The 24,172-nt window shown below is 47.8% G+C and carries 20 protein-coding genes and 1 pseudogene; 10 read left to right on the top strand and 11 right to left on the bottom strand.

What is annotated here, in order from left to right; translation table 11 throughout:
• Nucleotides 1-283: 283 nt before the first annotated feature.
• Both PGN_RS03585 and PGN_RS03580 read left to right on the top strand, forming a co-directional pair.
• A complete protein-coding gene (locus tag PGN_RS03585) occupies nucleotides 284-1,204 on the top strand; it encodes a magnesium transporter CorA family protein (RefSeq protein WP_004585268.1) in 921 nt (306 codons plus the stop codon).
• Nucleotides 1,205-1,208: 4 nt separating this feature from the next.
• Nucleotides 1,209-1,955, top strand: a complete 747-nt coding sequence (locus PGN_RS03580; RefSeq protein WP_012457751.1) for a copper homeostasis protein CutC — start codon at nucleotides 1,209-1,211, stop codon at nucleotides 1,953-1,955.
• Nucleotides 1,956-2,138: 183 nt separating this feature from the next.
• Here PGN_RS03580 and PGN_RS12150 read toward each other — a convergent pair whose 3' ends face one another.
• The 4 genes from PGN_RS12150 to PGN_RS03560 all read right to left on the bottom strand — a co-directional run bounded on the left by PGN_RS12150 (nucleotide 2,139) and on the right by PGN_RS03560 (nucleotide 9,177).
• On the bottom strand, nucleotides 2,139-2,270 hold the full coding sequence (locus PGN_RS12150) for a DNA methylase (RefSeq protein ID WP_080504406.1): 132 nt from the start codon (nucleotides 2,268-2,270) through the stop codon (nucleotides 2,139-2,141).
• Between the two features lie 24 nt (nucleotides 2,271-2,294).
• A complete protein-coding gene (locus PGN_RS03570; protein ID WP_012457750.1) occupies nucleotides 2,295-3,380 on the bottom strand; it encodes an IS5 family transposase in 1,086 nt (361 codons plus the stop codon).
• 853 nt (nucleotides 3,381-4,233) lie between these two features.
• Nucleotides 4,234-4,500, bottom strand: coding sequence for a hypothetical protein (locus tag PGN_RS03565; RefSeq protein WP_021662824.1), 267 nt, complete (start codon nucleotides 4,498-4,500; stop codon nucleotides 4,234-4,236).
• Between the two features lie 84 nt (nucleotides 4,501-4,584).
• Nucleotides 4,585-9,177, bottom strand: a complete 4,593-nt coding sequence (locus PGN_RS03560; protein ID WP_012457749.1) for a DUF4332 domain-containing protein — start codon at nucleotides 9,175-9,177, stop codon at nucleotides 4,585-4,587.
• A gap of 331 nt (nucleotides 9,178-9,508) precedes the next feature.
• Here PGN_RS03560 and PGN_RS11160 point away from each other — a divergent pair.
• The 7 genes and pseudogenes from PGN_RS11160 to PGN_RS03530 all read left to right on the top strand — a co-directional run.
• A pseudogene (locus PGN_RS11160) lies at nucleotides 9,509-9,619 on the top strand (IS982 family transposase); the annotation flags it as partial.
• Nucleotides 9,620-9,802: 183 nt separating this feature from the next.
• Nucleotides 9,803-10,399: an anthranilate synthase component II gene (locus PGN_RS03555; protein WP_005873561.1), complete on the top strand. Its 597-nt coding sequence runs from the start codon at nucleotides 9,803-9,805 to the stop codon at nucleotides 10,397-10,399.
• A 21-nt stretch (nucleotides 10,400-10,420) separates the two neighbouring features.
• A complete protein-coding gene (locus PGN_RS03550; RefSeq protein ID WP_004585261.1) occupies nucleotides 10,421-10,768 on the top strand; it encodes a PAS domain-containing protein in 348 nt (115 codons plus the stop codon).
• Between the two features lie 726 nt (nucleotides 10,769-11,494).
• Complete coding sequence (locus PGN_RS03545) at nucleotides 11,495-12,079, top strand: FKBP-type peptidyl-prolyl cis-trans isomerase (protein WP_012457748.1); 585 nt, start codon at nucleotides 11,495-11,497, stop codon at nucleotides 12,077-12,079.
• A gap of 20 nt (nucleotides 12,080-12,099) precedes the next feature.
• Nucleotides 12,100-12,873: an FKBP-type peptidyl-prolyl cis-trans isomerase gene (locus PGN_RS03540; protein ID WP_012457747.1), complete on the top strand. Its 774-nt coding sequence runs from the start codon at nucleotides 12,100-12,102 to the stop codon at nucleotides 12,871-12,873.
• A 27-nt stretch (nucleotides 12,874-12,900) separates the two neighbouring features.
• Nucleotides 12,901-13,731: an FKBP-type peptidyl-prolyl cis-trans isomerase gene (locus tag PGN_RS03535; protein WP_012457746.1), complete on the top strand. Its 831-nt coding sequence runs from the start codon at nucleotides 12,901-12,903 to the stop codon at nucleotides 13,729-13,731.
• Nucleotides 13,732-13,896: 165 nt separating this feature from the next.
• Nucleotides 13,897-16,443, top strand: a complete 2,547-nt coding sequence (locus tag PGN_RS03530) for a TonB-dependent receptor (RefSeq protein WP_012457745.1) — start codon at nucleotides 13,897-13,899, stop codon at nucleotides 16,441-16,443.
• A 233-nt stretch (nucleotides 16,444-16,676) separates the two neighbouring features.
• On the opposite strand, the gene PGN_RS03525 is transcribed toward PGN_RS03530, so the two are convergent.
• From PGN_RS03525 to PGN_RS11810, 7 genes are all read right to left on the bottom strand, one after another.
• Entirely contained in the window at nucleotides 16,677-17,108 is a 432-nt protein-coding gene (locus PGN_RS03525; protein WP_012457744.1) for an META domain-containing protein, read from the bottom strand.
• A 17-nt stretch (nucleotides 17,109-17,125) separates the two neighbouring features.
• Nucleotides 17,126-17,950 carry a glutamate racemase gene (murI, locus tag PGN_RS03520; RefSeq protein WP_012457743.1) on the bottom strand — a complete coding sequence of 275 codons (825 nt, stop codon included), beginning with the start codon at nucleotides 17,948-17,950 and terminating at the stop codon, nucleotides 17,126-17,128.
• 61 nt (nucleotides 17,951-18,011) lie between these two features.
• Nucleotides 18,012-18,551: an alpha-ribazole phosphatase gene (gene cobC, locus PGN_RS03515; RefSeq protein WP_012457742.1), complete on the bottom strand. Its 540-nt coding sequence runs from the start codon at nucleotides 18,549-18,551 to the stop codon at nucleotides 18,012-18,014.
• 1 nt (nucleotide 18,552) lies between these two features.
• On the bottom strand, nucleotides 18,553-19,335 hold the full coding sequence (locus PGN_RS03510) for an adenosylcobinamide-GDP ribazoletransferase (RefSeq protein WP_012457741.1): 783 nt from the start codon (nucleotides 19,333-19,335) through the stop codon (nucleotides 18,553-18,555).
• A gap of 6 nt (nucleotides 19,336-19,341) precedes the next feature.
• A complete protein-coding gene (gene cobT / locus PGN_RS03505) occupies nucleotides 19,342-20,379 on the bottom strand; it encodes a nicotinate-nucleotide--dimethylbenzimidazole phosphoribosyltransferase (RefSeq protein WP_012457740.1) in 1,038 nt (345 codons plus the stop codon).
• A 52-nt stretch (nucleotides 20,380-20,431) separates the two neighbouring features.
• A complete protein-coding gene (cobU, locus tag PGN_RS03500) occupies nucleotides 20,432-20,968 on the bottom strand; it encodes a bifunctional adenosylcobinamide kinase/adenosylcobinamide-phosphate guanylyltransferase (RefSeq protein ID WP_012457739.1) in 537 nt (178 codons plus the stop codon).
• 230 nt (nucleotides 20,969-21,198) lie between these two features.
• Nucleotides 21,199-21,276 (bottom strand): DUF1661 domain-containing protein, encoded by a 78-nt coding sequence (locus tag PGN_RS11810; RefSeq protein WP_230491404.1) that lies wholly within the window; start codon nucleotides 21,274-21,276, stop codon nucleotides 21,199-21,201.
• 295 nt (nucleotides 21,277-21,571) lie between these two features.
• On the opposite strand from PGN_RS11810, the gene glgP reads away from it, so the two are divergent.
• A complete protein-coding gene (gene glgP / locus PGN_RS03490; protein WP_012457737.1) occupies nucleotides 21,572-24,142 on the top strand; it encodes an alpha-glucan family phosphorylase in 2,571 nt (856 codons plus the stop codon).
• Nucleotides 24,143-24,172: the final 30 nt, after the last annotated feature.

The raw sequence follows: 24,172 nt of genomic DNA, 5'->3' as shown, positions 1-24,172 counted from the left end.
TTGCAGGATGAGCACATTTGCCGATAGCTTCAGAGCAAAAACAATGGTCTCCGAAGGCAAAGCATCTTTTTCGTTTGCGTGATAATCTTACCTTTGTAGAGCTGATTTTTTCGGCATTACCGATTGGTTGGCCGGATTTTAATTTCACCAAATCATAGTCAATGGAAGACCCATTCCCTCCGTCGAGCCGTAGAAAGATTAACTGACGGCATTGCTGTGCTACCCGATAGACGGAGGAGGTGCGGCGCAATGCCGTAACACATAAAGAAGAGGAAGTACAGCAATGAAAAAATACCTTTTCGCCGAACAGGGTTTTGTGGAAAAGCCCGATTTCGGAGCAGACTGCTGGGTGTGTGTCGAAACTCCCGATGCAGAGGATATGAAGTTTCTGATCGACACACTTAACGTCCCCGAAGATTTTTTGTCCGATATAGCGGATGCCGATGAACGCCCACGCGTAGAGCATGATGGCGACTGGCATCTGACGATCTTGCGGATTCCTATCGAAAGTCGCCTGAGCGGTGTGCCTTACGTTACCGTACCGATGGGGATAGCTACCCGATCGGATGTAACGGTGAGCGTATGTTACCATCGCGCTCCCATGCTCGCCGACTTTCTACTTCACACTCGGCGCAAACGAATCAAAGTCCTCAACCGGACAGAACTGGTACTAAGGCTCATCTATTCTTCTGCCGTGTGGTTCCTGAAGTACCTGAAACAGATCAACAATGAGGTGACCATCTCCGAGCGAGAACTCGAACGCAGTATTCGCAACGAAGACCTCATTCACCTGATGATGCTTCAGAAGACTCTCGTTTACTTCAGTACTTCCATTCGCGGCAATGAAGCCGTACTGGGCAAAATAAGGGCTTCGGGAGAAAATCGGATCGACGAAGAGCTGGTGGAAGATGTGCGAATAGAACTGCGACAGGCCTATAATACTGTGAATATCTATAGCGACATCCTTTCCGGAACGACGGAAGCTCTGAGCGGAGTGATTTCGAACAACCTGAATACTATCATGAAGCGCATGACCACGATTTCCATCGTACTGATGCTCCCTACACTGATTGCCAGTTTCTATGGAATGAATGTGCCCATTGCAGGCAGTGGGTTTCAGTATTCTTTCTTCATCATTGTGGCCGTGTCCGTCCTGCTTTCGATAATAGCCTTTGTCGTTTTCAGAAAAATAAAATGGTTCTAACAATATGGCGATGCAATTAGAAATTTGTGCCAATTCGGCTACCAGCTGTCAGCAGGCCGAGTTGGGTGGGGCTACTCGTGTAGAGCTTTGTGCCGGTATTCCTGAGGGCGGTACTACACCTTCTGCCGGAGAAATGGCTGTGGCTCGCAGTCTGATAGCTATTCCTATCCATGTCATAATACGTCCGCGTGCAGGGGATTTCGTTTACTCATCGGAGGAGATAGAAGCCATGTGCTACGATATTCGTGTAGTCCGCAGCCTCGGTATGGAAGGCGTTGTCTTTGGATGTCTCACACCGGAGGGGGGCTATGACGAGGAGGCAAATTCGCGTCTTTTGAAAGAGGCGCAAGGGATGCAACTCACTTTTCACCGAGCTTTCGATGTCTGTGCTGCTCCGTTTGAGATGCTCGAAAAGCTGATTGCCACCGGCTTCCATCGTGTACTTACGTCCGGTTGTGCCCCTACGGCATTGGAGGGTAAGGACATGATCGGAGCACTAAACAAACAAGCTGCCGGACGAATCGGTATCATGGCCGGCTGCGGTATACGATTGGGCAATATAGAAACACTGGCTCGCCATACCGGGATCACCCAATTCCACAGTTCCTTGCGCCATGATATTCCGAGTAGCATGCGATTTCGGCGGCCTGAAGTCAGTATGGGCGGTACGGTGAAAATAGATGAATACAGCCGTCCCGAGACATCGGCCGACATGGTCCGTCAGGCAGTCGATATATTACAAGGAATATAAACACCTTATAAAACGTGAGTTCGATATAAAGGAATGGTACAACACATTGGTTATTAGTGCGTTTTATTTTCCACACAGCGTTTTTCAGGCACTTATATTGCTTTCAGATGGCTTTTTATCTACATCTGAAGCCCAATGGCTTAGAAGCCGCCCCTTCTTCCCGATCATTATACAGCCGGAGAATCACAAAAGGAGACCTTTGCAAAATAAGGAGATGGAGGGAAGAGGAGTTCTTGGCATAAAAGGAGCGAGTGAAAGGGGTGGCAGTAAGGAGTGAAAGTAGTTGTAAATCCCCCCTTGAGGAGCTACTTGCACGAGCTCCTCAAGGGGGGTTATGCCTTATCCTACGGATGAGGACATAATTATCCCCGGGGTTCTGTATAAATTAAAGGCGATGCTTTCAAGAATGTTTTGAGTATGGGTCTTGGCAAGTCCCCGGTATCGACATCGTCCGCCATGAAACCACCGGCGAATACTGCCAAAGGTGCGTTCGATGGTGCTCCGTATCGGACCGATTGCTTTGTTTCGTTGCTTCTCTTCCTCGGTCAATGCCCTGTTGCGTTGTGCCTTGTGCATGATGCCGTCTTGAAGGTGATGGGTTTGCAGGTAGGAACGATTTTCCCCGCAAGCATATCCTTTGTCCGCCAAGACGGCTGTACCTTGAGGTATGTTTGCACCCTGCAATAGCGGAATAAACTCCTTCGTGTCACTGCGGTTCGCAGCTGTCGTTATCACCTTTTGAACAATGCCTTGAACATTGGTCAGACAATGCTTTTTGTATCCGTAGTGATAACGCTTTTGTTTGTACACCCAACGGGCTTCTTCATCCGTCCCTTTACGCTGACGGACAACCTGTTTTTGATAATCCTCCTCTGCCTCTTTTTCCTCCTCGCTCCGATTGTCTTGCCTGTCGTCTGCGACTTCAATCGTAATGCTTCCGTTGGGTTTATGCGGCGTCTCCACAAGGCTTGCATCGACAAGCACCCCTTCCCTGACCGAAATGTGATGGCGGGAAAGTTGTTTGTTAAACTGCGCCAATAGTTTGTCCATGAGACCCAACTCTGTCAGTGCCGAACGAAATCGACTGATGGTGCTGTGGTCGGGAGATACCTCTTCCATCTTCAGCCCCAAGAATCGGGAAAAGGTGATTGAATCATTGATGCGCTCCTCCAAAGCACAATCACTGAGGTTGTACCATGTCTCCAAAAGCAACATCTTGAATAAGAGAATCACGTCATAAGCCGGGGCACCGATGGCATTTTGTCGCTTCGTGTATTTCTTGTTGATCAGCGTCCTGATCGGACGCCAATCGATAAGCCTGTCAACCTGATTGAGGAAGTCGTTTTGTGCTTTGCGATAACGCTTTGAAAGGAGTGCGTCTGCAAATGTTACATGCTCATCGGTATTCTTGGATTGGTATGCCATGGGAGGAATATTATGCTGTTTTTAACACTCAAATATACAAAATAACTCCCTATTACACAATGAATTAACAAACAAAATACACACCAATCGCCGTGCAAAGGTCTCAAAAGGGTATGATTTACAGCTACTTATTATTTTTATGGTATGTTCGCTAGATCGATCTGGCGTAGATTTATTGCCGAGATTTGATGCCAAACCCATGTAAACGGCATAAAAAAGGAGTGGTTTCTCGAATCTCCCCCAAGAGGGGGAGTTCTCAAAACCACTCCAACCGTCTCGTACCCTACACCTTAGAATACGACTCTAGCCCCATGCAATTAGGGAAACTCATCTACATCACGCTGGTCTGAATACTTGGTTCTCGTCACTTATAATGGACAGAGACAAAATGGAACACAGGCAACCTACTGCTGTAATCTGCTCAATCCGAAACGCTCGCCTTTGATCTAACGGTTCTCTCCGTCACATCCCTACTCCGGACTACTCGTAAAATCCTATAAAACATTCTCCTCTTCCGCCGAGATTTGTTGACTGCGAGCAAATGGTTGCTCTCTGATACAACTACTCCCGAGTTCGGGTTCAAAAGCTTTTGATAGGACTCACTTTCGGCCATTTCGGTTCGACATCGATCCCCTCTCTTTTGCTCAAGGATTGAATTTGACAGGCACCAATCGCAGAAACTGCACCGGTATACCTACCAAGCAAAAGTGCGCCACATTACTGTTCACATTGCATACAATTCAAAGACCACTTACACGTCGGACAATCCGGATCATGATCCATACCGTGATCAAACACAAGGTTTTCTCAAAGCACCAACCATGAATGGTCCACCCTCTGTGTCTGCGAGTTTTTACCCTTTCGGCGTCTGCATAGGCAGTCCGAGTATGGCAGATAGAGTCTGTCGAAGCATTTCTTGCTCGTTAAGCTGCATGAGCAGATTAACGTACCCGCCGACTTGAGTAATATTCATGGGTGCAGGAATGCGAGAAGGCCTTATATCGCTTTCTGTAGCAATTCTGCGAAGTATCATCTTTCTTATTTCCAATACTTCAGGCGAAACTTCGTGTTCTAACAATTTCGCTACTAACGCTTGTATATCTACTTTATTTTCAGGCATATCAATCTCTTTTTAAGGTTCAGTCCAAATAACTACTAATTGGCATCACTTTCCCTATTTTCTCAGGCCTTTGAAGGAGTCAGGTCATTCCTTTTTAGGATTAGGCTCCTTCCCCTCTTTGGGATCAGGCTCCTTCGGCTTTGCGACAGAAGGCTCTCCGGTGACACAAGTTCCTCCCGGATAGACGAAAACGTTATTTATCGCTCCCCCATTATTTTCACCTCCGGATTCTTTTGGAGTCGGCGCTCCTCCTTCTTTCCCACCCTCAGCTTTTTTGCCGATTGAGAAAAAATCCATTGCCGCCTTTGCCATATTTTCGGATGCCTCTATAGCCTTGTCCCGACCGGTAGCCGCACTCTTGGTTGCCTCATTAAGGATTTCCTTAAGCTGGTCTAATCCGGTCATATTGTCAAAGGTTGGAGCCTGTTTATTGACCAGAGCGGTCAATAAGTCTACTGTAGAGACCGGGGTGGCAGGGGTAGGTCCTTGCAAGTTGAGCGGAGTAATGTCCTTTGTTGTTTTACCCACCAAGTAATCCGTGGAGTTGAGGCTCTTTTCATCGATGTTCATCTTATCGATAGGAGAGTCTTGCCAGTTCCAGAATCGGGTAAGGTCGATCTTTTCACTCACATTTGTTTCTCCCAACACCGCTTCACCCACCATTCCGTCTGTAGGCAAAGAGATTGTAGTCGTCGGTGCACGGAAACTATTGCTGTGGTATCGGCATATAGCATCTTGAAGATCTGCAGCGGTACAACCTAACATCTTTGACAGGCTCTGTGGGAAGGTGAAAGGAAGCAACATACAATTGCCGTAGAAGCCGAGGAGCTTCTTCACATTGACACAGTTGAGTAGTGGAACATTGATATTCTTCCTATCAAGACCCTTGATCATCTCTTCTTCGTCTTCCGGAAGGCTGGCATTTTGGATAGCCTCTTCGAAGTCCATCTTCACGGTATATTGTTCCAACATCATCGCTCTTTCGTCATCAGAGAGACCTCTCCAGACGATCTGAGAGTAACGCAAAGTCTCCGATGCCAGGTGCTGCAACAAGGCCTCTATCTGCCGAAACTCGGTATAGAGCATCGTATGAGCACTTGTGGAAACTCCCACATAAACATCTCCATCCAAGTATGTAGAGGACAGCACAAGCTGATACCCTACCGATGCACTGGACAGTCTGATCTCGGGGACACCCAGACTCCTCATCTCTCCCGGAGATATCTCCACATTGGGGGAGATATATGCTTCAGGCAAGACTTTCTTGTAGTACTCGATCTTTCTCAAGTCTCCCGAAGAGTTATCATTGTCCTTCATCAGATCCCAGTACTTGTCCATCATCTTGCTAAACTCACTATGAGCACTCTCTCCTTTCATGGTCTTGGCATCCGGATCCTTGTACAGCGTATACTCCAAAGGCTCACAAGAGTAGCGGATGGTCACATGCGAGATATCCTCATTGACAACCCCGATAGGTAGGAAGAAGGAAATCTTGGCCACACTCTCACCGTATTCAAAAGTGTTTGAATTTCGGATATCCCGTATTACTCGTTTCAGCTCCCTACTGGTCTGATAATGGTCTTTCAATGCTATCCTTCGATAGCTCACCGTGCCGGCGACTGTCCCCTTACCATTCTTCAAGACGAGATAGGCCCTGAGGTCATCACAAGAAAGGAATCTGCCACTTATATTTAGCTCAAATACAGATGGTGCACTGCCCAACTTTTCCATTGTCCACTGAGGCAAAGCCGCATACTTCTGAATCAGATCCAGCCCGGCCCGATACTTGTAGGGCAGGTAGTACCTCAAAGAGTCAGCATGCTTCAGCACTGTAGCATATCGTCTTTTGAACTCCTCCCTGCCAAAAGAGGAGATATTATTCACAGGATAAATCAACTCCTGTCCCTCCGGTAAAAACCTGATCGGTCTGAGAGGTACGAACAGGACAAGATCCACACTGTCGATACAAGTCTCCAGACGGTAACGACGCATCACCTCCCAGTACTGTACAGTCATCGCGTGAGAGTGGTTGTGGTTGGCAATGATCTTGGTTGCCACCGAGTCAGACACATCGCTCGTAGCAGTACTGATACTTACGCGCCTCGACTGAGACAATTTCTCGGAAGCACTCTTGATACTGTGTTGGAAGCTGTTGGCCGCCATCGATGCCTCCCTATAAGAATTGGACTGACTGGATGAGGAAAAACTGCGACCTCTCGCTCGCGAAGAACCTCCGGATAGCCCCAGAGTTGCGCTGACATAAGGAAGGAAACCACCAGCGATACCAAGACCTCCACCAAAATTACCTGTCGAAGTACTATAGCCGGAGGATGACTCGGCTTTGGACATCTGATCGACGGCATACTGGAAGATGGCATGGGAGTCATCCACCTGAGACATAGCATAACGAGAGCGTGTTGCATCTGTACCTTGCGATATATCCGCAAGACTGTATCTCTGCTTGTTTTCGCGTACGATGAGACGTTGTTCTTCTCCCGGAGCAAGAACCAAAGAGTACAACAATGTACCGAGAGCAAATCCGTCCGGCACCCATGCCTGATGCATATTCAGGGTATAGCCTATGCCGAGGGTGGACATCTGAGGATAGTCGTGAGGATTCTTGTACATCTGCTCCTTGAACGCCTCTACGTCCAGAGGTCTGTTCACAGGAATACGACCATTCCTACCTGCTCCTGAGGGCACAGGGAATATGTCCGGTTCTTTGAGGCGTTGGAGCATTTTGTAGGTAAATACTCTGGAGGGAGCTGTATCCGTAGGCAACTTTATGATGTCACTCCCCTCGCCCATGAGCTTTACGCTCGGCAATGCTCGAGGGATATCCATGCGTCGTCTTTCGAAGATCTCTTGAATGACGACAAACCCTTCACTTTTGACCTTTACTTCGCCACTTTTGACATCCTCTCCTTCTTTTTTGATTTCATCTCCGATGACGCTCGGAGCAAGCTTTGCATTAAGCATCGAAGCGGATGCCATAAATCGTCCGAAAGCACTCTTCAGGTCACTTGATGGAGCGTGCTTCAGCAGCTGCTCTCTCTTCTTCTTGTACTCTGCCTTCAGATCCTCGAGCTCACCATTGAGACCTCTGTTGTCTCCCTTGCCTTTCAAGGTTTCGCTTATCTTGTTCTGAGCCTCTTCATACAAGAGTTTGACCCTTTCCGTTGTACCCTCCTCTTTTTTCTTTTTATCGAGCCTTGCCCACTTTTTCTCCAAATAGTTTATCCTCTCGGATAAGCTGTCTGCACGGTCACCGAGGGCATCGAGAGCGAGGAACTCATCGAGCTCTCTTTGCTCTGGCACAGAGTTGATAAAGTCCGATGCAGTCATCAGGAACTTCTGTTTCTTTGCTCCATCCGAAACGATGATCGTGATAGCCTCCTTGAGACTATATCTGTCAGGCATCGATATTATGAATTTTCCACTGCCATCGGTGTAACATCGAGGTTTTTTATTGACCTCTGTCTTGTCTTGGTCAGGACTCACTATACCATCTATCTCGACCATTACCCCGGGCAGGGCTCTCTTGTTTTCATCCAAGTCATTCGCATTCTTTATGAACACGGTACCACTCGCCGTACGAGGTAGAGGCAATGTATATTCGATATTATCCAAAAAGCCCAAAGCTTCGTTCAGGATGTCATATATGGACTGCAACTCTATCATTGCCTCATCATCGTCCAAAGAAACTCCATCCTTGAACAAGTACACCGGTGGGAGTCCGTCGGCCTCCACCTGAGCCGGAATGAGAGGGAAGCCATCTCCCTTCGCTGTGGGATCGTCGCCCACTATTCGGGGTAGGCCTATTCTTCTCAGATCTTCTCGAAGTCTGGCGAGCAGAGCATCAGCGGGCTTCGGATCATTGATGACACTTGGGGCAATCTTTCTTATGTTTCCCTCATACTCCCGCACCCACTTCCTGTAGGAACTGGTTGTACTTGGAGAGAATCTCACCAACAGGGCCGCATCGCGAATCACTCTCTCGAGCTCCTCTTTTCCTCGAAAAGTAAAGCCCGCCTGAGTAGAATTGATATTGTAAAGAATAGGATAGGCTTTTTCGGGATCTACCTTTGCCAAATCCCCGACATTACGCACTCCGGCCTGCACCAAGAGATACGCCAAGTCCGATCCAATATCGTCGACCCGCCATAGATCGGCCTGCCTCACCCAGCTGGTAACGAGCTTGATATCGGCACCAAGCTCCTTGGCCATGGAGACCCTCCTCTCATAGGTGCATCCTCTTTCCAAAAGGGTGGAGACATCATACACATTCAGCCTCTCTCGCAGTCTCGCCTGCATCACCCGACTGATCCCCTTTATGGGGATGAGGGAGTCATTCGGTCTGAACTCTCGTCGAACCGAAAGCTTCAACAGCTTGACGACACTCTGCAAGGTCATGAGACTCTTCAGCACCCCCAGATGATTACTCCCCGGCAAAGACATCTCCAAACATTCTTTTGCCAACAGCAAATCTCCCTTCATCAAGCGCTCATTCTCCTTCAAGTTCGGAGCAACCAAATTTTTCAGAGTTTCATAAGCGAGAGGACGTGCACGCCACTCATTTTTCTCTGCTGTACTTTTGCTCTCCTTATCCTTAACGATTCGCAAAAGTTTATCTACCAGCGCGCTCAAAGCCTTTTCCTTATTTTCTTGATCAGGCATAATACTAAATTTTAGGTTAGACATCAACCACACCCGCACATCTTCCGTGCCATACACGAAACGAGACCCATTTTTCTAAACAGGAAAAGCCCTTCGGGATGTTTTCATCCATTTTCTCTCCCCTCAGATGATGGTATCAGTAAGTAACCATAAACTGAGTTTTGCGCAATATAAGAAATATATTTCAAGATGCAAGAGAAAATAAGTCTATTAACTTTTTAAACCCATATCTTAAAATCAATTAACATCTAATACATTTTTGACGCAAGAAAATAATCAAGAAATTACCTCAATACCTCATTGGTGTCCCGTCAAAATTGGGATACTAATGAATTTTCTTACTAACCTTATCTCGGGACTGATTGCGTACAACTTCCTCCCTAAAAAGTCTGAACTGAATATCGAAATCGTCAGAAAGACCAAACTTCCAACTTGCGCTTAGATCAAACTGGCGTTATAAAAGAGAAACACCCCTTCCCAAGCCGGTAAAAAGGGGTCGAAAAAGAATTCGGACATCGTTTACACCGTATAAATCGAATCAAAAACGGATTTTGAGCCTGAGCATTCGGCCAAAGCTTTATCCGTGGGGTGTCTCTGCAAGGACAAATGAATACCTTTGCCCCCGATGTTACGAGTATTAGTTCTTGACAACCGCGATTCGTTCGTTTACAATCTGGTACAATTGCTTCGAGAAGCTCCGAACTGTCGGTTCGATGTAGTCCGAGGAGATGCTATCCCCTGGGGCAATTTGTCGGATTATCAAGGTATCCTGTTAAGCCCCGGACCGGGATTGCCCTCCGAGGCTTGCGGCCAAATGGAACTGATCCAAGCCGCAGCGGCCACACACTCCATCTTGGGCGTCTGCCTGGGGCATCAGGCTCTGGCAGAGTTTTTCGGCGGCCGACTACGGCGAATCGAACATCCTTTCCACGGGCATGATTCGCCAATACGGCTGACCGAGCCGGATGAGCCTTTTTGGAAAGGCGTACCGAACGATGCCGTTGTCGGGCGTTACCATAGCTGGGTGGTGGAGGATACCGACTTGCCGGACTGCCTGATCCCCACGGCTTGGAGCGATGACGACGGCGTATTGATGGCCATGCGCCACAAGCTACTGCCACACTATGGTGTTCAGTTCCACCCCGAAAGCATTATATCCGATTGCGGAGAACGACTGATCCGGAACTGGCTGGATATAGCGACACAAATCCGAAAAACATAACCCTATCACATAATCCGAAAAATGAAGTATTTCCAAGAGGCAGATATTGCCGTGACCGTCTGTGACAAAACGGGCAAAATCATCGATATGAACGAACAGTCCCGTCAGGTAAACCTCAAGCCCGGTCAGGAGCTGATCGGCTCGAATGTATTGGACTGTCATCCCGAACCGGCTCGCTCCATGCTCGAAGAGATGATGCGTCAGGAGCGAAAGCACGTCTATACGATAGAGAAGAATGGGCGAAAGAAGCTGATCTATCAGATCCCCTGGTATGAAAAGGGGGAATATATGGGCTTCTTGGAGCTGTCGATGGTGATCCCTTTCGAAATGGAACACAAGATTCGTACACCGAAGCCGGCAAATGATTGAGACTCCTTATATATAGGAAAGCTCTGTTCCTTTCCAGCGAAAGCCAAGAGGGTGTTGCAAGACAAAAGTTGCAACACCCTCTTCTTTTCCTATGGATCATGACCACAGGCTAAACATCTCTGCTGAAATAGCAGGCATTAAGATTCTACCGATATATATTAGAATAGAAGGGCCTGCCTATACATATCGCACACTCGAGAAGGACTCCTCCGAAAGGCTTGTTATGATAATGATTTTGTAAAGCTTACAAAGGGCAAAACCAAAGTATATAGTTTGGTTTCATCAAAGTATATAGTTTGGTTCGACCAAAGTATATAGTTTAGTTCAACCAAACTATATAGTTTAGTTTGAGGGTCGTTTTAGCTCTTTTTTCCGAAAATATAAGTAGCTATAAATGAGAGCATTAAAATCAAGCGCGCCATTCATGTAATTGGTGTGCAGATACGATACGAATGGCTTGGAAATAAAAAAAACATTCGGGGACCAGCCCCAAACAGGTTTTTCATTTTTCATTCTTTCGCTTTCAGCTTCAGGGCCAATCGACCGGCTCCGAATAAACAGCTGCCCACAGGAACTGTGTCGATATGGATGCAATCCGTAATCTGTGAATAACCGGCAAGCCTTGCCGATGGAGTGTGCACAGATAGATATTGCCATGTGCCGGTATGAGGAATCGGTCTAAAATTTATATTTTTGCGCGCATATTAAGAACTAAGCAAGTGTTACATGGATAAAGTGAGCTATGCTCTGGGATTGAGCATCGGTAATAATTTCAAGTCTTCGGGCATCGACAGCGTCGTTATGGATGATTTCATGCAAGGTCTGTCTGATGTGCTGGAAGAAAAAGCCCCTCAGCTCTCGTATGACGAGGCCAAGCGCGAAATAGAGGCGTATTTCATGGATTTGCAGCAGAAGGCTGTCAAACTGAACAAAGAGGCCGGAGAAGAATTCCTCAAGATAAATGCACACAAGGAAGGTGTGACGACCTTACCGAGCGGCTTGCAATACGAAGTCATTAAGAAGGGAGAGGGCCCGAAACCCACCCTTTCGGACACGGTAACCTGTCATTATCACGGTACGCTCATCAACGGTATCGTTTTCGATAGCTCTATGGACAGGGGAGAACCGGCCAGTTTCCCTCTAAGAGGAGTTATAGCCGGCTGGACGGAGATTCTCCAATTAATGCCTGTAGGATCCAAGTGGAAAGTAACTATACCGAGCGATCTGGCGTATGGAGATCGTGGTGCCGGCGAACATATCAAACCGGGTAGTACGCTCATTTTTATAATCGAATTATTGAGTATAAACTAATAATCAGAAGACAAATCACTATGAAGAGAGTAATGATCATTGCCGGCTTAGCCTTTTTAGTGGCCGGATTATCTGCCTTTGCAAAAAAACCGCCCAAAAAGGATGAGGTGCAAACCGTGAAGCCTATCGTGACTTCTGCTGACTCTGTGGCATACGCTTTCGGTATAAGCGGAGCAATAAATTTCAATGACTATACCGGACGGATGCCGGGCGATTCTCTGGATCGTGCCCTGATTCTCCGAGCATTCGAAGAAGTACTCATGGGAAAGAGCACTGCTATCTCTTCCCAAAATGCGGACGAAATGATCAAGAAATACTTCAAGGAAGTACAGGACAGACTCAAAGCCGAAAACTTGGCAGCAGGCAAAGCTTATCAGGAAGAATATCGCAAGCAGCCGGGCGTTAAGGCTACCGAAAGCGGTTTGTTGTATCGTGTCTTGAAGGAAGGGGAAGGACCTCGCCCGACGGTTCAGGATACGGTCGTTGTTCATTATGTGGGCAAGAACATTGAAGGGAAAGAATTCGACAGTTCTTATTCTCGCAACGAGCCGGCAAAGTTCAGCCTCCTGCAAGTGATTCCGGGATGGACTGAGGGTGTTTGTCTGATGCAAAAGGGTGCCAAGTACGAATTTGTTATCCCGACCGAACTGGGATATGGCGAACGCAGCATGGGCGAACTTCTCAAGCCGAACTCTACGCTTTTCTTCGAAGTGGAACTACTCGAAATCAAGCCTTACGTAGAGAAGCCGGCAAAGCCTGTCCCGGCAAAACCTACTCCAAATAAGAAAAACTAACGATAAAAAACATAAGGGAAACTCCAAATGAAAAAAACAATTGCAATTATCGCCTCAGCCCTCTTGGCTTTAGGAGCCGTCGGCTGTAAGAAAAATGCTGACACTACCGCTGTCAGTGAAAAGGATAGCTTAGCCTTGTCCATGGGTATTTTGTACGGACAGGATTTTGCCAATCAGTTCGAAATGTCCCGCTTGCAAGGCCAGCCGATCGATTCGGTAGCTTTCTTGGACGGTTTCAAATATGGTATCGATACGACGCGCTTCTCGTACAATCTGGGAGCTATCTATGCTTCCAATATAGCTCGTCAGCTGGCTCATGATTCCATCGATATCGACAAGTTCTATGCAGCCATGCGTGCGGCTCTTCTTAAAGACACCGTATCTATCGCCCTGAAGCCTGCAGATGCACAGGCTTTCATGCAACGAATCCAAGCCAAAAAGCAGCGAGAGAACAATATGAAGCAGTTCGGCCAGAACATCGAAAAGGGTAATGAATACATCGATACCTTTAAAAAAGAGGATGGTGTAATTGTTACGACAAGTGGTCTGGCATACAAGACTCTTCAGGAAGGTACGGGAGCTACTCCCTCTTTGGCCGATACTGTACGTGTCAAGTATGTGGGTACTCTGGTCGATGGTAAAGAGTTCGACAAAAACGAAGAAGGAATCGAATTTGCCGTTACCGGTGTGATTAAAGGCTGGACGGAGATGCTCCAACTCATGAAGGTCGGTCAGAAAGTTCGCGTGGTAATCCCACAGGAGCTGGCTTATGGGGAGACCGGTAACTATACCATCGAACCGTTCTCTACCCTGACGTTCGAGATGGAACTTATCGGGATCAAGCCCGGGAAAAAGTAAGAGAGAGTCCAAAAATAAACTAAGAATACAAAGAGAGGCGAACAATATGGGTGTCGCCTCTCTTTTATATGATGAGCAGATTCTATTCGATATCCTCTTTACTTTTTTGGGCGGAATCGGAAGAAATGCTTTAGGGAACCTATTCCCACCTTATACAATAAAAACATGATCGGAAAAAAATTCTTTTTTATCCTGCTGGCGCTCATTGCGTTCAGTGGGCTGAACGCAGCGACAGACGCTGAGTTCAAGTACCCGACCGATGCCAATATCATCGGTCACGTCAAAGACAGCAAGACGGGTGAACACCTTGTCGGTATCACTATTGCTATCAAAGGCACTACCTTTGGTACATCTACAGATGCAACCGGGCACTACTATCTTCGTAACTTGCGTCCGGGTGAGATCACTTTGATTATGCGTGGCATGGGCTATAAGAGCCAGGAGCGCGTAGTCCGCGTAGAAAAAGACAAGACTATCGAGGTGAATTTCGAAGCAGAAGAGGATGCCATCAATCTGGACGAAGTCGTGATTTCGGCCAATCGCGAACTGACGCTTCGCCGTCTTGCTCCTACTCTGGTAAATGTATTGAACGAAAAAGTCTTCTCGCAAGTCAATGCTTCTAACCTGGCTCAAGGCTTGTCATTCCAGCCGGGAGTTCGTGTAGAGAACAACTGTCAGAACTGTGGTTTCAATCAAGTTCGTATCAATGGACTGGATGGTCGTTATGCACAGATCCTCATCGACAGCCGTCCCATCATGAGTGCCCTTGCCGGTGTTTACGGTCTGGAGCAGATCCCTGCCAATATGATCGAACGTGTGGAGGTAGTACGTGGTGGAGGATCGGCCTTGTACGGTTCTTCTGCTATTGCCGGAGTGGTGAATATCATTACCAAGGAACCTTCTCACAATTCTTTCACATTCAATGAATCTCTGAGCTTTACCGGTTTTAGCAAGCTGGATAACAACACGAACTTCAATGCCTCCATCGTCAGCGATGACAACCGTGCCGGTGCCATGGTATTCGGGCAGGCTCGTTACCGCAACCATTGGGATGCTAACAATGACGGTTATTCCGAATTGGGTAAAATAGATGCCCGCTCGCTGGGAGCGCATTCTTATTTGCGCTTGAGCGACTACAGCAAATTGACGGGAGAGTTTCACACGATCAGTGAATTCCGCCGTGGTGGCGATCGTATCGATTTGCCTCCTCATGTAGTGGGTGTAGCTGAACAAACTGACCATAGCGTATTTAGCGGAAACTTGAAATACGATCTCTTCTCTTCCAACTATAAACACCACTTCCAGGCTTATACTTCCGGACAGATCGTAAATCGCAAGAGCTATTACGGAGGTATCGGAGAGATTGACGTCAATGGCCACCCCGGTGGTACGGAAGGCTACCCTATCCCTCAGGATCAATACGGCAATAATTATGGCGTGACCAAAGGCAAGACATATATGGGCGGTATCCAGTACAGCTACGACTTGGACAAATTCCTCCTCATGCCTTCGCAACTTTTGTTTGGAGCCGAATATACGCGTGATGAACTCAATGACGTGATGCCCATCCTTTCATGGCAGACCGGCGAGGATGCCAATGGGAATACCATTCCCCTCTATCCCGAATTGGATCAGAATATCAACAACTACAGCCTGTTCGGTCAGAACGAATGGAAAAATGACAAATGGAGCATCCTTGTTGGCGCTCGCTTGGACAAGCATAGCGAAGTCAAGGATATTATTCTGAGTCCTCGTACCACACTGCGTTTCAATGTGAATCCGGACATCAACCTGCGCGCTACATATGCAAAAGGGTTCCGCGCACCGCAGGTATTCGATGAAGACTTGCACGTAGGGGTTGTAGGCGGTGAGGCACAGAAAGTATTCAACGATCCGAACCTCAAGCCTGAAATTTCTCATGCATTCAGTTTGAGTGCCGATATGTATCATCGTTTCGGTAACGTCCAGACCAACTTCCTTGTGGAAGGCTTCTATACTCGTTTGCTGGATGTATTCACCAACGAGGAGCAGCCTGATCAGCACGATGGCATCAAACGCTACACGCGTATCAACGGTAGCGGAGCCAAAGTATTCGGTCTCAATCTGGAAGGTAAGGTCGCATACAAGTCCTTCCAGCTCCAAGCCGGTCTTACCCTGGCCAGCAACAAATACGACGAAGCACAGGAGTGGGGTCTGAATACGGTGAAAGATACCAACGGAGCTTTTGTTACCGAGGCCAATGCAAATGGACAACAGGAATACAAGAACGAATCCATGACGGATACGCAGATCACCCGTACCCCCAGCGTATACGGTTATTTTACTTTGGCCTACAATCCTGCTCACTCATGGAGCGTAGCCCTTACGGGAGCATATACCGGTCAGATGTATGTACCCCACGCTATCGAATATGGTGTGAAGTCTGCCGAACTGGATATTATGCAGAACAATCCTGAGATTACCGACGAAACCGGAACAGCTCCCCGTATTGATGAGCTGAAGAAGACGCCTGCATTCTTCGATTTGGGCTTGAAAGTGGGTTATGACTTCCACGTATTCCAAGCTACCGAGGTTCAACTCTATGTAGGGATGAACAATATCTTCAACTCTTTCCAGAAGGACTTCGATCGTGGAGCTGCACGTGACAGCGGATATATCTATGGTCCTACGCAGCCGCGTACAGGCTACATGGGCTTGGTAGTGAAGTTCTAATCAAATAGCAGGAACTCTTAAACTAAGATATTTCTAAGAGAGAGGCCGAATGGCTCCCACCCCAATAGGATGGCGAGCCTTCGGCCTCTCTTTTTTCCGCCGTATGCTTTCGTGCATCTGTAAGCGATAGGACACATCGGTGTCCGACAAAAAGACGGAGGCTATATTGACCGAATGTGTCAGATATAGCCTCCGTCATTTAAGAGAAAGATGATGAGAAAGTCTGTCTTAGTCTATTGACGAATGAGGATGAGAAGAAGTGTCTCTCCATCCTCTCCATAGAGATAGCACTTGCCTTCTTTCATTTGAAAACGCCTAACCTCCGGCAAACGATCGAACAGAGCGTTCTCATAAGCCATATTGTCACAGGCGACAAGGGTGGAAATAACATCACCCAAACGTATCGTCCCCTTGGACGAATTGAGAGTTTCAATATCTCCTCCATACGTATTACAGATGCCTTCGCCCCCGAATCGCTTTTCAGCGAGGTTAAACTCCAATGTCATTTTCACATTCTCAGTCGAAGAATTGTCTTCTGTTTCTGAAAGCTTCACCTCCCATTTGCCGTCAAGACTCTCCTGACGTCCTTGGGTATTGGCTTTGGTGCCACAAGCCGAAAAGATGGCGGCTATGACCAATGCTATAAGATACTGTCTTCTATTCATAATGTTGCTGATATGATTCAATCAATGGTTACATGCTCAGCCTCCACTTCCTCCTTAAGGAAAAGAGATGCCAATTCTCCAAACTTGTCCGGACTCTCCGTGGTGTAGTAGGATGTTTTGCCACCCTTCTCAATGCGTCTGTCCATTTCGGGGTGGCGACTGAGATAGTCTTTCAAAGAATGCGCCACAAGTTCACCTTGTGCTATGAGCTTGATAGTAGGCGTAAGCAAACGCTTCATCTTAGGACGCAATAGAGGATAATGTGTGCACGCCAATATAATCGTATCGATGGTATCATCCTTGGCAATGATACTGTCCAGATGCTTGCGAATGAAATAGTCAGCCCCCGGGCTGTCACTTTCGCCCGTTTCCACGAGTGGTACCCACATCGGACACGCCTCTTCGGTGACTGATATTTCGGGGAACAATTTTGCGATTTCGAGCTGGTAGCTATGCGAACTAACTGTACCTTGTGTGGCCAAAACACCTACGTGCTTAGTCCTTGTGATCTCATCTACGGCTTCAACCGTAGGGCGGATGATACCGAGGACACGACGGGTGGGATCCTCCATATTGGGCAGATCGCGTTGCTGAATGGTTCGCAAGGCTTTTGCCGATGCCGTATTACAAGCGAGAATGACTAGCGGACAACCGAGTTCAAAGAGCTTTCTCACAGCCTGTAGCGTGAATTTGTAAACTACTTCATAAGAGCGGTTGCCATAGGGAGAGCGGGCATTATCGCCCAAGTAAACAAAGTTGTACTCCGGCATGAGTCTGCGGATCTCACTCAAGATGGTAAGTCCTCCATAACCGGAGTCGAATATGCCGATGGATGAGTTCATGTTGATGCTTTTATCGGAGGTAAAGGTACCAATAATTGGGCCGCCAGTATATTCCGCCTCATTATTTTTTATCAGAAACGACCAGCATAACGATGCCCCCATAGGGTGTTTGGTGCTCGAAGCAAGTCTCAAGCTCATATAAGCCCGCATAAACCTGAGCACAGAGAATAGTTCCCCCATGCGTGAAGATAGCTATATGCCCGAACGGCATCGCAGTCACCTCTTCCAGAAAATTGCTTACGCGTTCCAGCTGCATGACGAAACTCTCGCCCCCTGTTGCAGGTGTTCGTAGATAATCCGCGTAATAATCTTGTAGGCGAGGATCGTCGATATGGTCATATCGCTGCATCTCCCACAAACCGAAATTAATCTCCATCAGTCGTCCGTCTTGTATGGCATCAGGATAACCGCAAAAATGAGCCAAACGGACACAGCGGCTGAGCGGACTCGTATAGACAGCATCGAAGTCCATCCCCGATAGCCGGCGGCGTACGACCTCGGCCTCTTCTTCAAAGGAAGCCCGTAGGGGTACATCGGATTGCCCGTAGCATATTCCGGCAGGGACATCCGGAGTCGTGTGGCGGATGAGAGTAATCTGCATCTTACAATTCTATGATCCTATTCATAATAAGCATTCCTACCCAAAAAGACAGCTCACAGAGAAGAAAAGTAGCTCCGCAGCAATCGCCTGTATAACCGCCTATCTTCCGCTTCATAAGACCGCGCAGCAAGAGGAAAGCCAAAATGGGGATCAAAACTGCCGGCCAATAAGGGAGTGGAAGAAAGAGGGCCAAGGGCAAAGCTCCGGCAGAGAATGAGACCCAAAAAGCCAAGACACCCATCGGACTGTATATGGCTTGCACCTTACTCTCGTCCTCGGAACGGGCGTAGGGAAGCGTATTGATGAGCTGGGAGGCCACCAATTTGCACAGAGGATCGCCCACACCTAATGCGACAAGCGTCAGGATCGGAGGGAGAGAAGACAGAGAATAGATCCCTATCATGAAGTAAAAGATGAAGGACAGAATACCATAAGTACCCGTATGCGAATCTTTCATGATAGCCAAGATGCGCTCCTTGGTTCGCCCTGCACCGAATCCATCGAAGAAATCACCCAATCCATCCTCATGGAAAGCCCCTGTAAAGAGAACGCGAGAGAGGAGTGCAAGGGAAACGACCATAGTGACAGGGAGGTCGATCAGTAGTCCCAAGTGGCAGATTAGAACCATCAGTCCTCCCGTAAGCCAACCCACCAGACTCCAATAATCGGTGGCGCGCTTGAAAGCAGCATCAGGGACACTCACCAAACGCCACAGCGGTAAGCGTGTGAGCAGCATAAATGCTGCCAATATTCGCTGATATGGTTTTGCCTGCTTTTCCTTCATGAACTTTTAGAAATACTTAGTCACAGCCGCTTGAGCAAAAGTATGCATTTCGTTGATCATGCTGACGGCCGATACTATGATGGGGTATGAGCACACCGCTCCGGAACCTTCTCCCAAGCGAAGCCCCAGATTCAGAAGAGGTTTGGCCTTCATATACTCCAGCAGGCGTGCATGCCCCGATTCGTCGCCGCAGTGACCGAATACGGCATAGTCGCAGACTTCGGGATAGAACTGCGATGCAGCAAGGAGGCAATTGGTCATGATGAATCCATCCACGATGATCAGCATCCCCAACTCTGCCGCCTGAAGCATTCCCCCAACGGCCATTAGCATCTCCAATCCTCCAAAATAAGTGATGACGTCCTCGGTCGATCCGTTGCCTTTATAGTTTTCTTTGGCCTGTTTAAGGATGTTATACTTATGTCTGACTCCCTCCGAATCCAACCCGCTACCGGCACCCACACAATCTTTCAGGTCGATTCCGGTGAGGAAGCTCATCCACATGGAAGAGGTGGAAGTATTGGCCACCCCCATCTCACCGAAGCTCACCACATTGCAGCCTCGGTGATGACAGTCGCTAACGACTTCCGCTCCGGCTGTCACAGCTTGCTCCATCTCTTCTCCGGTCAGTGCCGCTTCGTACAAATAGTTTCGCGTACCTTTCCGCACCTTACGGTCGATAATGTCCAATCCTTCGGGAAAATCGAAGTCGATACCTCCATCCACCAGCACGAGTTCGAATCCATGCTGACGGCAGAGGAAATTGATACCGGCACCGCCACCGAGAAAATTATTGATTACCTGCCAAGTGACCTCCTTGGGCGAAAAGCTGACTCCTTCGTCGGCAATACCATGATCCGCGGCAAAGATTATGTTGTGAGGATTACGGAGTCGAGGAGATAGGGTCTGCTGTATAAGCCCGATTTGCAGGGCAAGTTCCTCGAGCATTCCCAACGAACCCTCAGGCTTCGCCAGGTTGTCGATCCGATCGATCAGGGCTTGACGGATAGCTTGATCGGGGCTTTTGATATTGAATGTTTTCATCCGGCAGTATCGTTTCCTTTCCTTATTATATTACTCTCGACAGGCACGGTTTTTAGTCCCCTTTAATGACCATGGGAATGCCGCTGATCATCAAGACGACACGATCGGCCCGTGCAGCTACGTACTGATTGAGCCTGCCCAGCAGATCGGCAAAATGCCTCTGGACAGCGTTCTCTGCCACTCCTCCCAATCCGATCTCATTGGTAACGAAGATGAACGTACCCGAATGCGATGTAAAGGAATCGAACTCTGCACAGAGAGCCGCATATGCAAGCTCCACATCGGAGTCGTTGTCAAAGAAATAATTAGTAGCCCAAAGCGTCAGACAATCGATCAAAATCACTTCTCCGAGCGGATTGTGGCGACTCAGCACCTTCTCTTCCTCCATATTGGTCCACTCAGAGCCTCGTCTCTCACGGTGTACTGCCACTCGCTGAGCGAACTCATCATCCCAAATCCTCGCCGTAGCCAGGTAGATAGGATGAGCGGACAGCGCTAGTGCCATCTGCTCGGCATAGAGACTTTTGCCCGAACGTTGTCCGCCGGTAATGAGGATGATTTTCCGATCGTTTGTAGGCTTTTGGCTCATATCGCTGTCCGAAAATAGTTTCGTAATGAGAACAAAAATAAAGTATCCGGTTCAAACTTGCAGACCCTGCGAATTGCTTCCATCGGTATTGATGGAAGAGGCCGACAGGAAAACCGGTGTAAAACTCCATGCCGACACGGATTTCCACAACAAGAAAGATGATGAGGCTTACCTTGTTTTTTTCCGAAAGATTTTGGCCAAAAAGATTTTACGAACCAAAAGAGCTGAGATTATGGTTCGTGTTTTTGAAAATTTACGCGCGAGTTTTTTTTCGTTTTGGTTCGAGAAATTATTTTTCCCCGAACCAAAAGCAAAAAATTGCCGCACCACGTTTTTTGGTCCCACAAATGATAATTTTCTTGTACGTTCAGGCTTACCCCAACTGTCCGCCTGACAAGAAGTTTCTACCACCAGAATACCGTCGGGAACTTCTAACCGAGTTGCTGGCAGATGATACGATACTCGATGATAGAGGTTAGACGAGCGGCGATAATATATGATAGGGAAAAGCTTATCCAAACAAATACATACCTTTGAAATGTTTTTAGCGTATGGCCTCAGCAAAATGCAGCCATACGATAAAGCATACAGCATAGCAAGAAAATGATAGTTCAGAAAAAAAATAATGCCCCCGTTTGGAAAGAAGTATTCACATGTGTAGAACTTCCCGAAAAACTCAAGAAGGCGGAGGAGTTGGCCTATAATCTTTGGTGGTCGTGGAATCCGCAGGCTACAAACCTTTTCGAGCGCATGGATCCGGATCTCTGGTTCGAAACGGACGGCAATCCGATCAAAATGCTCCGCTCCCTCTCGCTCAATCGTATCGATACCCTCCTCAACGATACAGAATGGATGCAAGAGCTGGACAATGTTCACAGTACATGGCAAAAATATATGTCGTCCGCGGGACAAACCGATCGACCGAGTATAGCCTATTTCAGCATGGAATACGGCCTTACTCATGTATTGAAGATATATTCCGGTGGATTGGGTGTATTGGCGGGAGACTACCTGAAAGAAGCAAGTGACAGCAATGTACCCCTTACGGCAGTAGGCTTTCTCTATCGATACGGCTATTTCGACCAACGAATCAGTGCAGACGGTCAGCAGCTGGCCACTTACGATGCTCAAGACTTTCATCTTCTTCCTATACGGCCCGTGAAGGATGAGAGTGGATACCAGATCGTATTGGAAGTACCTTTCTCTGATCACACGGTGTACTGCCATGTATGGCAGGTCAAGGTGGGACGGATAGATCTTTTTCTGATTGATACCGATCTCGACAAAAACAGTGAGGCCGACCGTCAGATCACTCACAATCTATACGGAGGAGATTGGGAGAATCGAATGAAGCAGGAATACCTGCTCGGCATCGGTGGCATCCTCCTGCTGCAGCGTTTGGGCATCAAGAAAGATATCTACCACATGAATGAAGGTCATGCAGCACTGATCAATGCTCAACGTCTGGCCGACTATGTGGAACAAAGGGGATTGAGTTTCGATATTGCCCTTGAAGCTGTTCGTTCCTCCTCGCTCTACACGGTTCACACCCCTGTACCGGCAGGGCATGACTACTTCGATGAAGAGCTTTTGGGGCGTTACATGGGACATTTTCCTCGCAGACTTGGCATCAGCTGGCAGGAGTTCATCGACATGGGACGAACGACACCGGGCTCGAACGAAAAGTTCTCCATGAGTGTCTTTGCACTCAACACCTGTCAGGAGGCCAATGGAGTCAGCTATCTGCATGGAGTAGTCTCGCGAAGGATGTTCGCTCCCGTATGGCCCGGCTTCTTTGCCGAAGAGCTGCATGTAGGTCATGTCACCAATGGCGTACACCTTCCGACCTGGGCTTCTCCGGAGAGTCAGAGGTTCTATGAACAGCATCTTGGCACGGATTTTCTCAGCCGTCAGGCTGAAGAATCCGCTTGGGAAATAATAGAGCAAATCCCGTCCGAAGAAATATGGGAACTGCGCTCACAACTCAAAGAGAATCTGCTCCATTACATAGCGCATGACTATCGCAAACGATGGCTTCGACACAATGAGGATCCGATCTGTTTCCCCGATGGCCTGGACGGTATCGAACCCAATACACTCCTAATCGGTTTCGCTCGCAGATTTGCTACCTATAAAAGGGCGCATCTGCTCTTTACGGATTTAGAAAGGCTATCACGTCTGGTCAATAATCCCGAACGCCCCGTACGATTCCTTTACGCAGGCAAAGCACATCCGGCCGACGGAGGAGGACAAGGGCTTATCAAACACATTACGGAAATCAGCCGCCGTCCCGAATTCCGAGGCAAAATCATTTTCTTGGAAAACTACGACATGCATCTGGCTTCCAAACTGATTGCCGGCGTCGATGTGTGGCTCAACACCCCTACCCGACCGCTCGAAGCATCGGGGACATCCGGACAAAAGGCTGAAATGAACGGTGTACTGAACTTCTCCGTACAAGATGGATGGTGGTACGAAGGTTATCGACCAAATGCCGGCTGGGCACTGACCGACAAACCGACTTATCGCGATCAACAAATGCAGGACAAACTCGATGCTCTTTCCTTATATGACATTCTTGAGAGAGAGATCATTCCTCTCTATTATGACAAAGAGGACAAAAGTTACTCCGAAGGTTGGATACTATATATACGCCGATCAATGATGTACATAGCTCCACACTTCACAATGAAGAGAATGCTGGACGACTATTATGATAAGTTCTACGGACCTCTTGCTCAACGCCACCGTTCGATCAGTGCCTCTTCCTTCGCTTTGGCTTCGGAAATTGCAGACTGGAAGCAACAAACTGCGACACATTGGGATGAGATGCGAGTCGTACGAGTTGCTGCCACCGGATTCGGTCTTTGCCTCCAAGACAATCATACCATGCAAACCCTTGAGATAGAGATAGAAAAAGGCAATTTATCAGCCGAGTTAAATGTCGAGTTGGTTGTAATTTCCGACGACAATCAAGGGGGAGTTTCTTTGGTCCAAACGATTCCTCTCAATCTGTCCGAACAATCGGCAGACAACAGATGGCAGAAGTATAAAGTGAATTGCAGCCTGAAGAATCCGGGTTTACATCGTGTGGCGATACGCATTACTCCCCATTCGGCTCTTCTACCCCATAAAATGGATTTTGCCTATGTTCGATGGGCTGCCATTTCATAAGTGTCAGTCATTCATTTCACCTAACTAAAA

Origin of the sequence: Porphyromonas gingivalis ATCC 33277, assembly GCF_000010505.1 — a bacterium.
GTDB lineage: Bacteria > Bacteroidota > Bacteroidia > Bacteroidales > Porphyromonadaceae > Porphyromonas > Porphyromonas gingivalis.
This window is presented reverse-complemented; position numbering and strand designations above follow the sequence as displayed.

What these genes read in the sequence shown, in the direction of transcription:
- PGN_RS03585 (WP_004585268.1), top strand. Translation starts at nt 284, where the DNA reads ATGAAAAAATACCTTTTCGCCGAACAGGGTTTTGTGGAAAAGCCCGAT.
- PGN_RS03580 (WP_012457751.1), top strand. Translation starts at nt 1,209, where the DNA reads ATGGCGATGCAATTAGAAATTTGTGCCAATTCGGCTACCAGCTGTCAG.
- PGN_RS03570 (WP_012457750.1), bottom strand. Translation starts at nt 3,380, where the DNA reads ATGGCATACCAATCCAAGAATACCGATGAGCATGTAACATTTGCAGAC.
- PGN_RS03565 (WP_021662824.1), bottom strand. Translation starts at nt 4,500, where the DNA reads ATGCCTGAAAATAAAGTAGATATACAAGCGTTAGTAGCGAAATTGTTA.
- PGN_RS03560 (WP_012457749.1), bottom strand. Translation starts at nt 9,177, where the DNA reads ATGCCTGATCAAGAAAATAAGGAAAAGGCTTTGAGCGCGCTGGTAGAT.
- PGN_RS03555 (WP_005873561.1), top strand. Translation starts at nt 9,803, where the DNA reads ATGTTACGAGTATTAGTTCTTGACAACCGCGATTCGTTCGTTTACAAT.
- PGN_RS03550 (WP_004585261.1), top strand. Translation starts at nt 10,421, where the DNA reads ATGAAGTATTTCCAAGAGGCAGATATTGCCGTGACCGTCTGTGACAAA.
- PGN_RS03545 (WP_012457748.1), top strand. Translation starts at nt 11,495, where the DNA reads ATGGATAAAGTGAGCTATGCTCTGGGATTGAGCATCGGTAATAATTTC.
- PGN_RS03540 (WP_012457747.1), top strand. Translation starts at nt 12,100, where the DNA reads ATGAAGAGAGTAATGATCATTGCCGGCTTAGCCTTTTTAGTGGCCGGA.
- PGN_RS03535 (WP_012457746.1), top strand. Translation starts at nt 12,901, where the DNA reads ATGAAAAAAACAATTGCAATTATCGCCTCAGCCCTCTTGGCTTTAGGA.
- PGN_RS03530 (WP_012457745.1), top strand. Translation starts at nt 13,897, where the DNA reads ATGATCGGAAAAAAATTCTTTTTTATCCTGCTGGCGCTCATTGCGTTC.
- PGN_RS03525 (WP_012457744.1), bottom strand. Translation starts at nt 17,108, where the DNA reads ATGAATAGAAGACAGTATCTTATAGCATTGGTCATAGCCGCCATCTTT.
- murI (WP_012457743.1), bottom strand. Translation starts at nt 17,950, where the DNA reads ATGAACTCATCCATCGGCATATTCGACTCCGGTTATGGAGGACTTACC.
- cobC (WP_012457742.1), bottom strand. Translation starts at nt 18,551, where the DNA reads ATGCAGATTACTCTCATCCGCCACACGACTCCGGATGTCCCTGCCGGA.
- PGN_RS03510 (WP_012457741.1), bottom strand. Translation starts at nt 19,335, where the DNA reads ATGAAGGAAAAGCAGGCAAAACCATATCAGCGAATATTGGCAGCATTT.
- cobT (WP_012457740.1), bottom strand. Translation starts at nt 20,379, where the DNA reads ATGAAAACATTCAATATCAAAAGCCCCGATCAAGCTATCCGTCAAGCC.
- cobU (WP_012457739.1), bottom strand. Translation starts at nt 20,968, where the DNA reads ATGAGCCAAAAGCCTACAAACGATCGGAAAATCATCCTCATTACCGGC.
- glgP (WP_012457737.1), top strand. Translation starts at nt 21,572, where the DNA reads ATGATAGTTCAGAAAAAAAATAATGCCCCCGTTTGGAAAGAAGTATTC.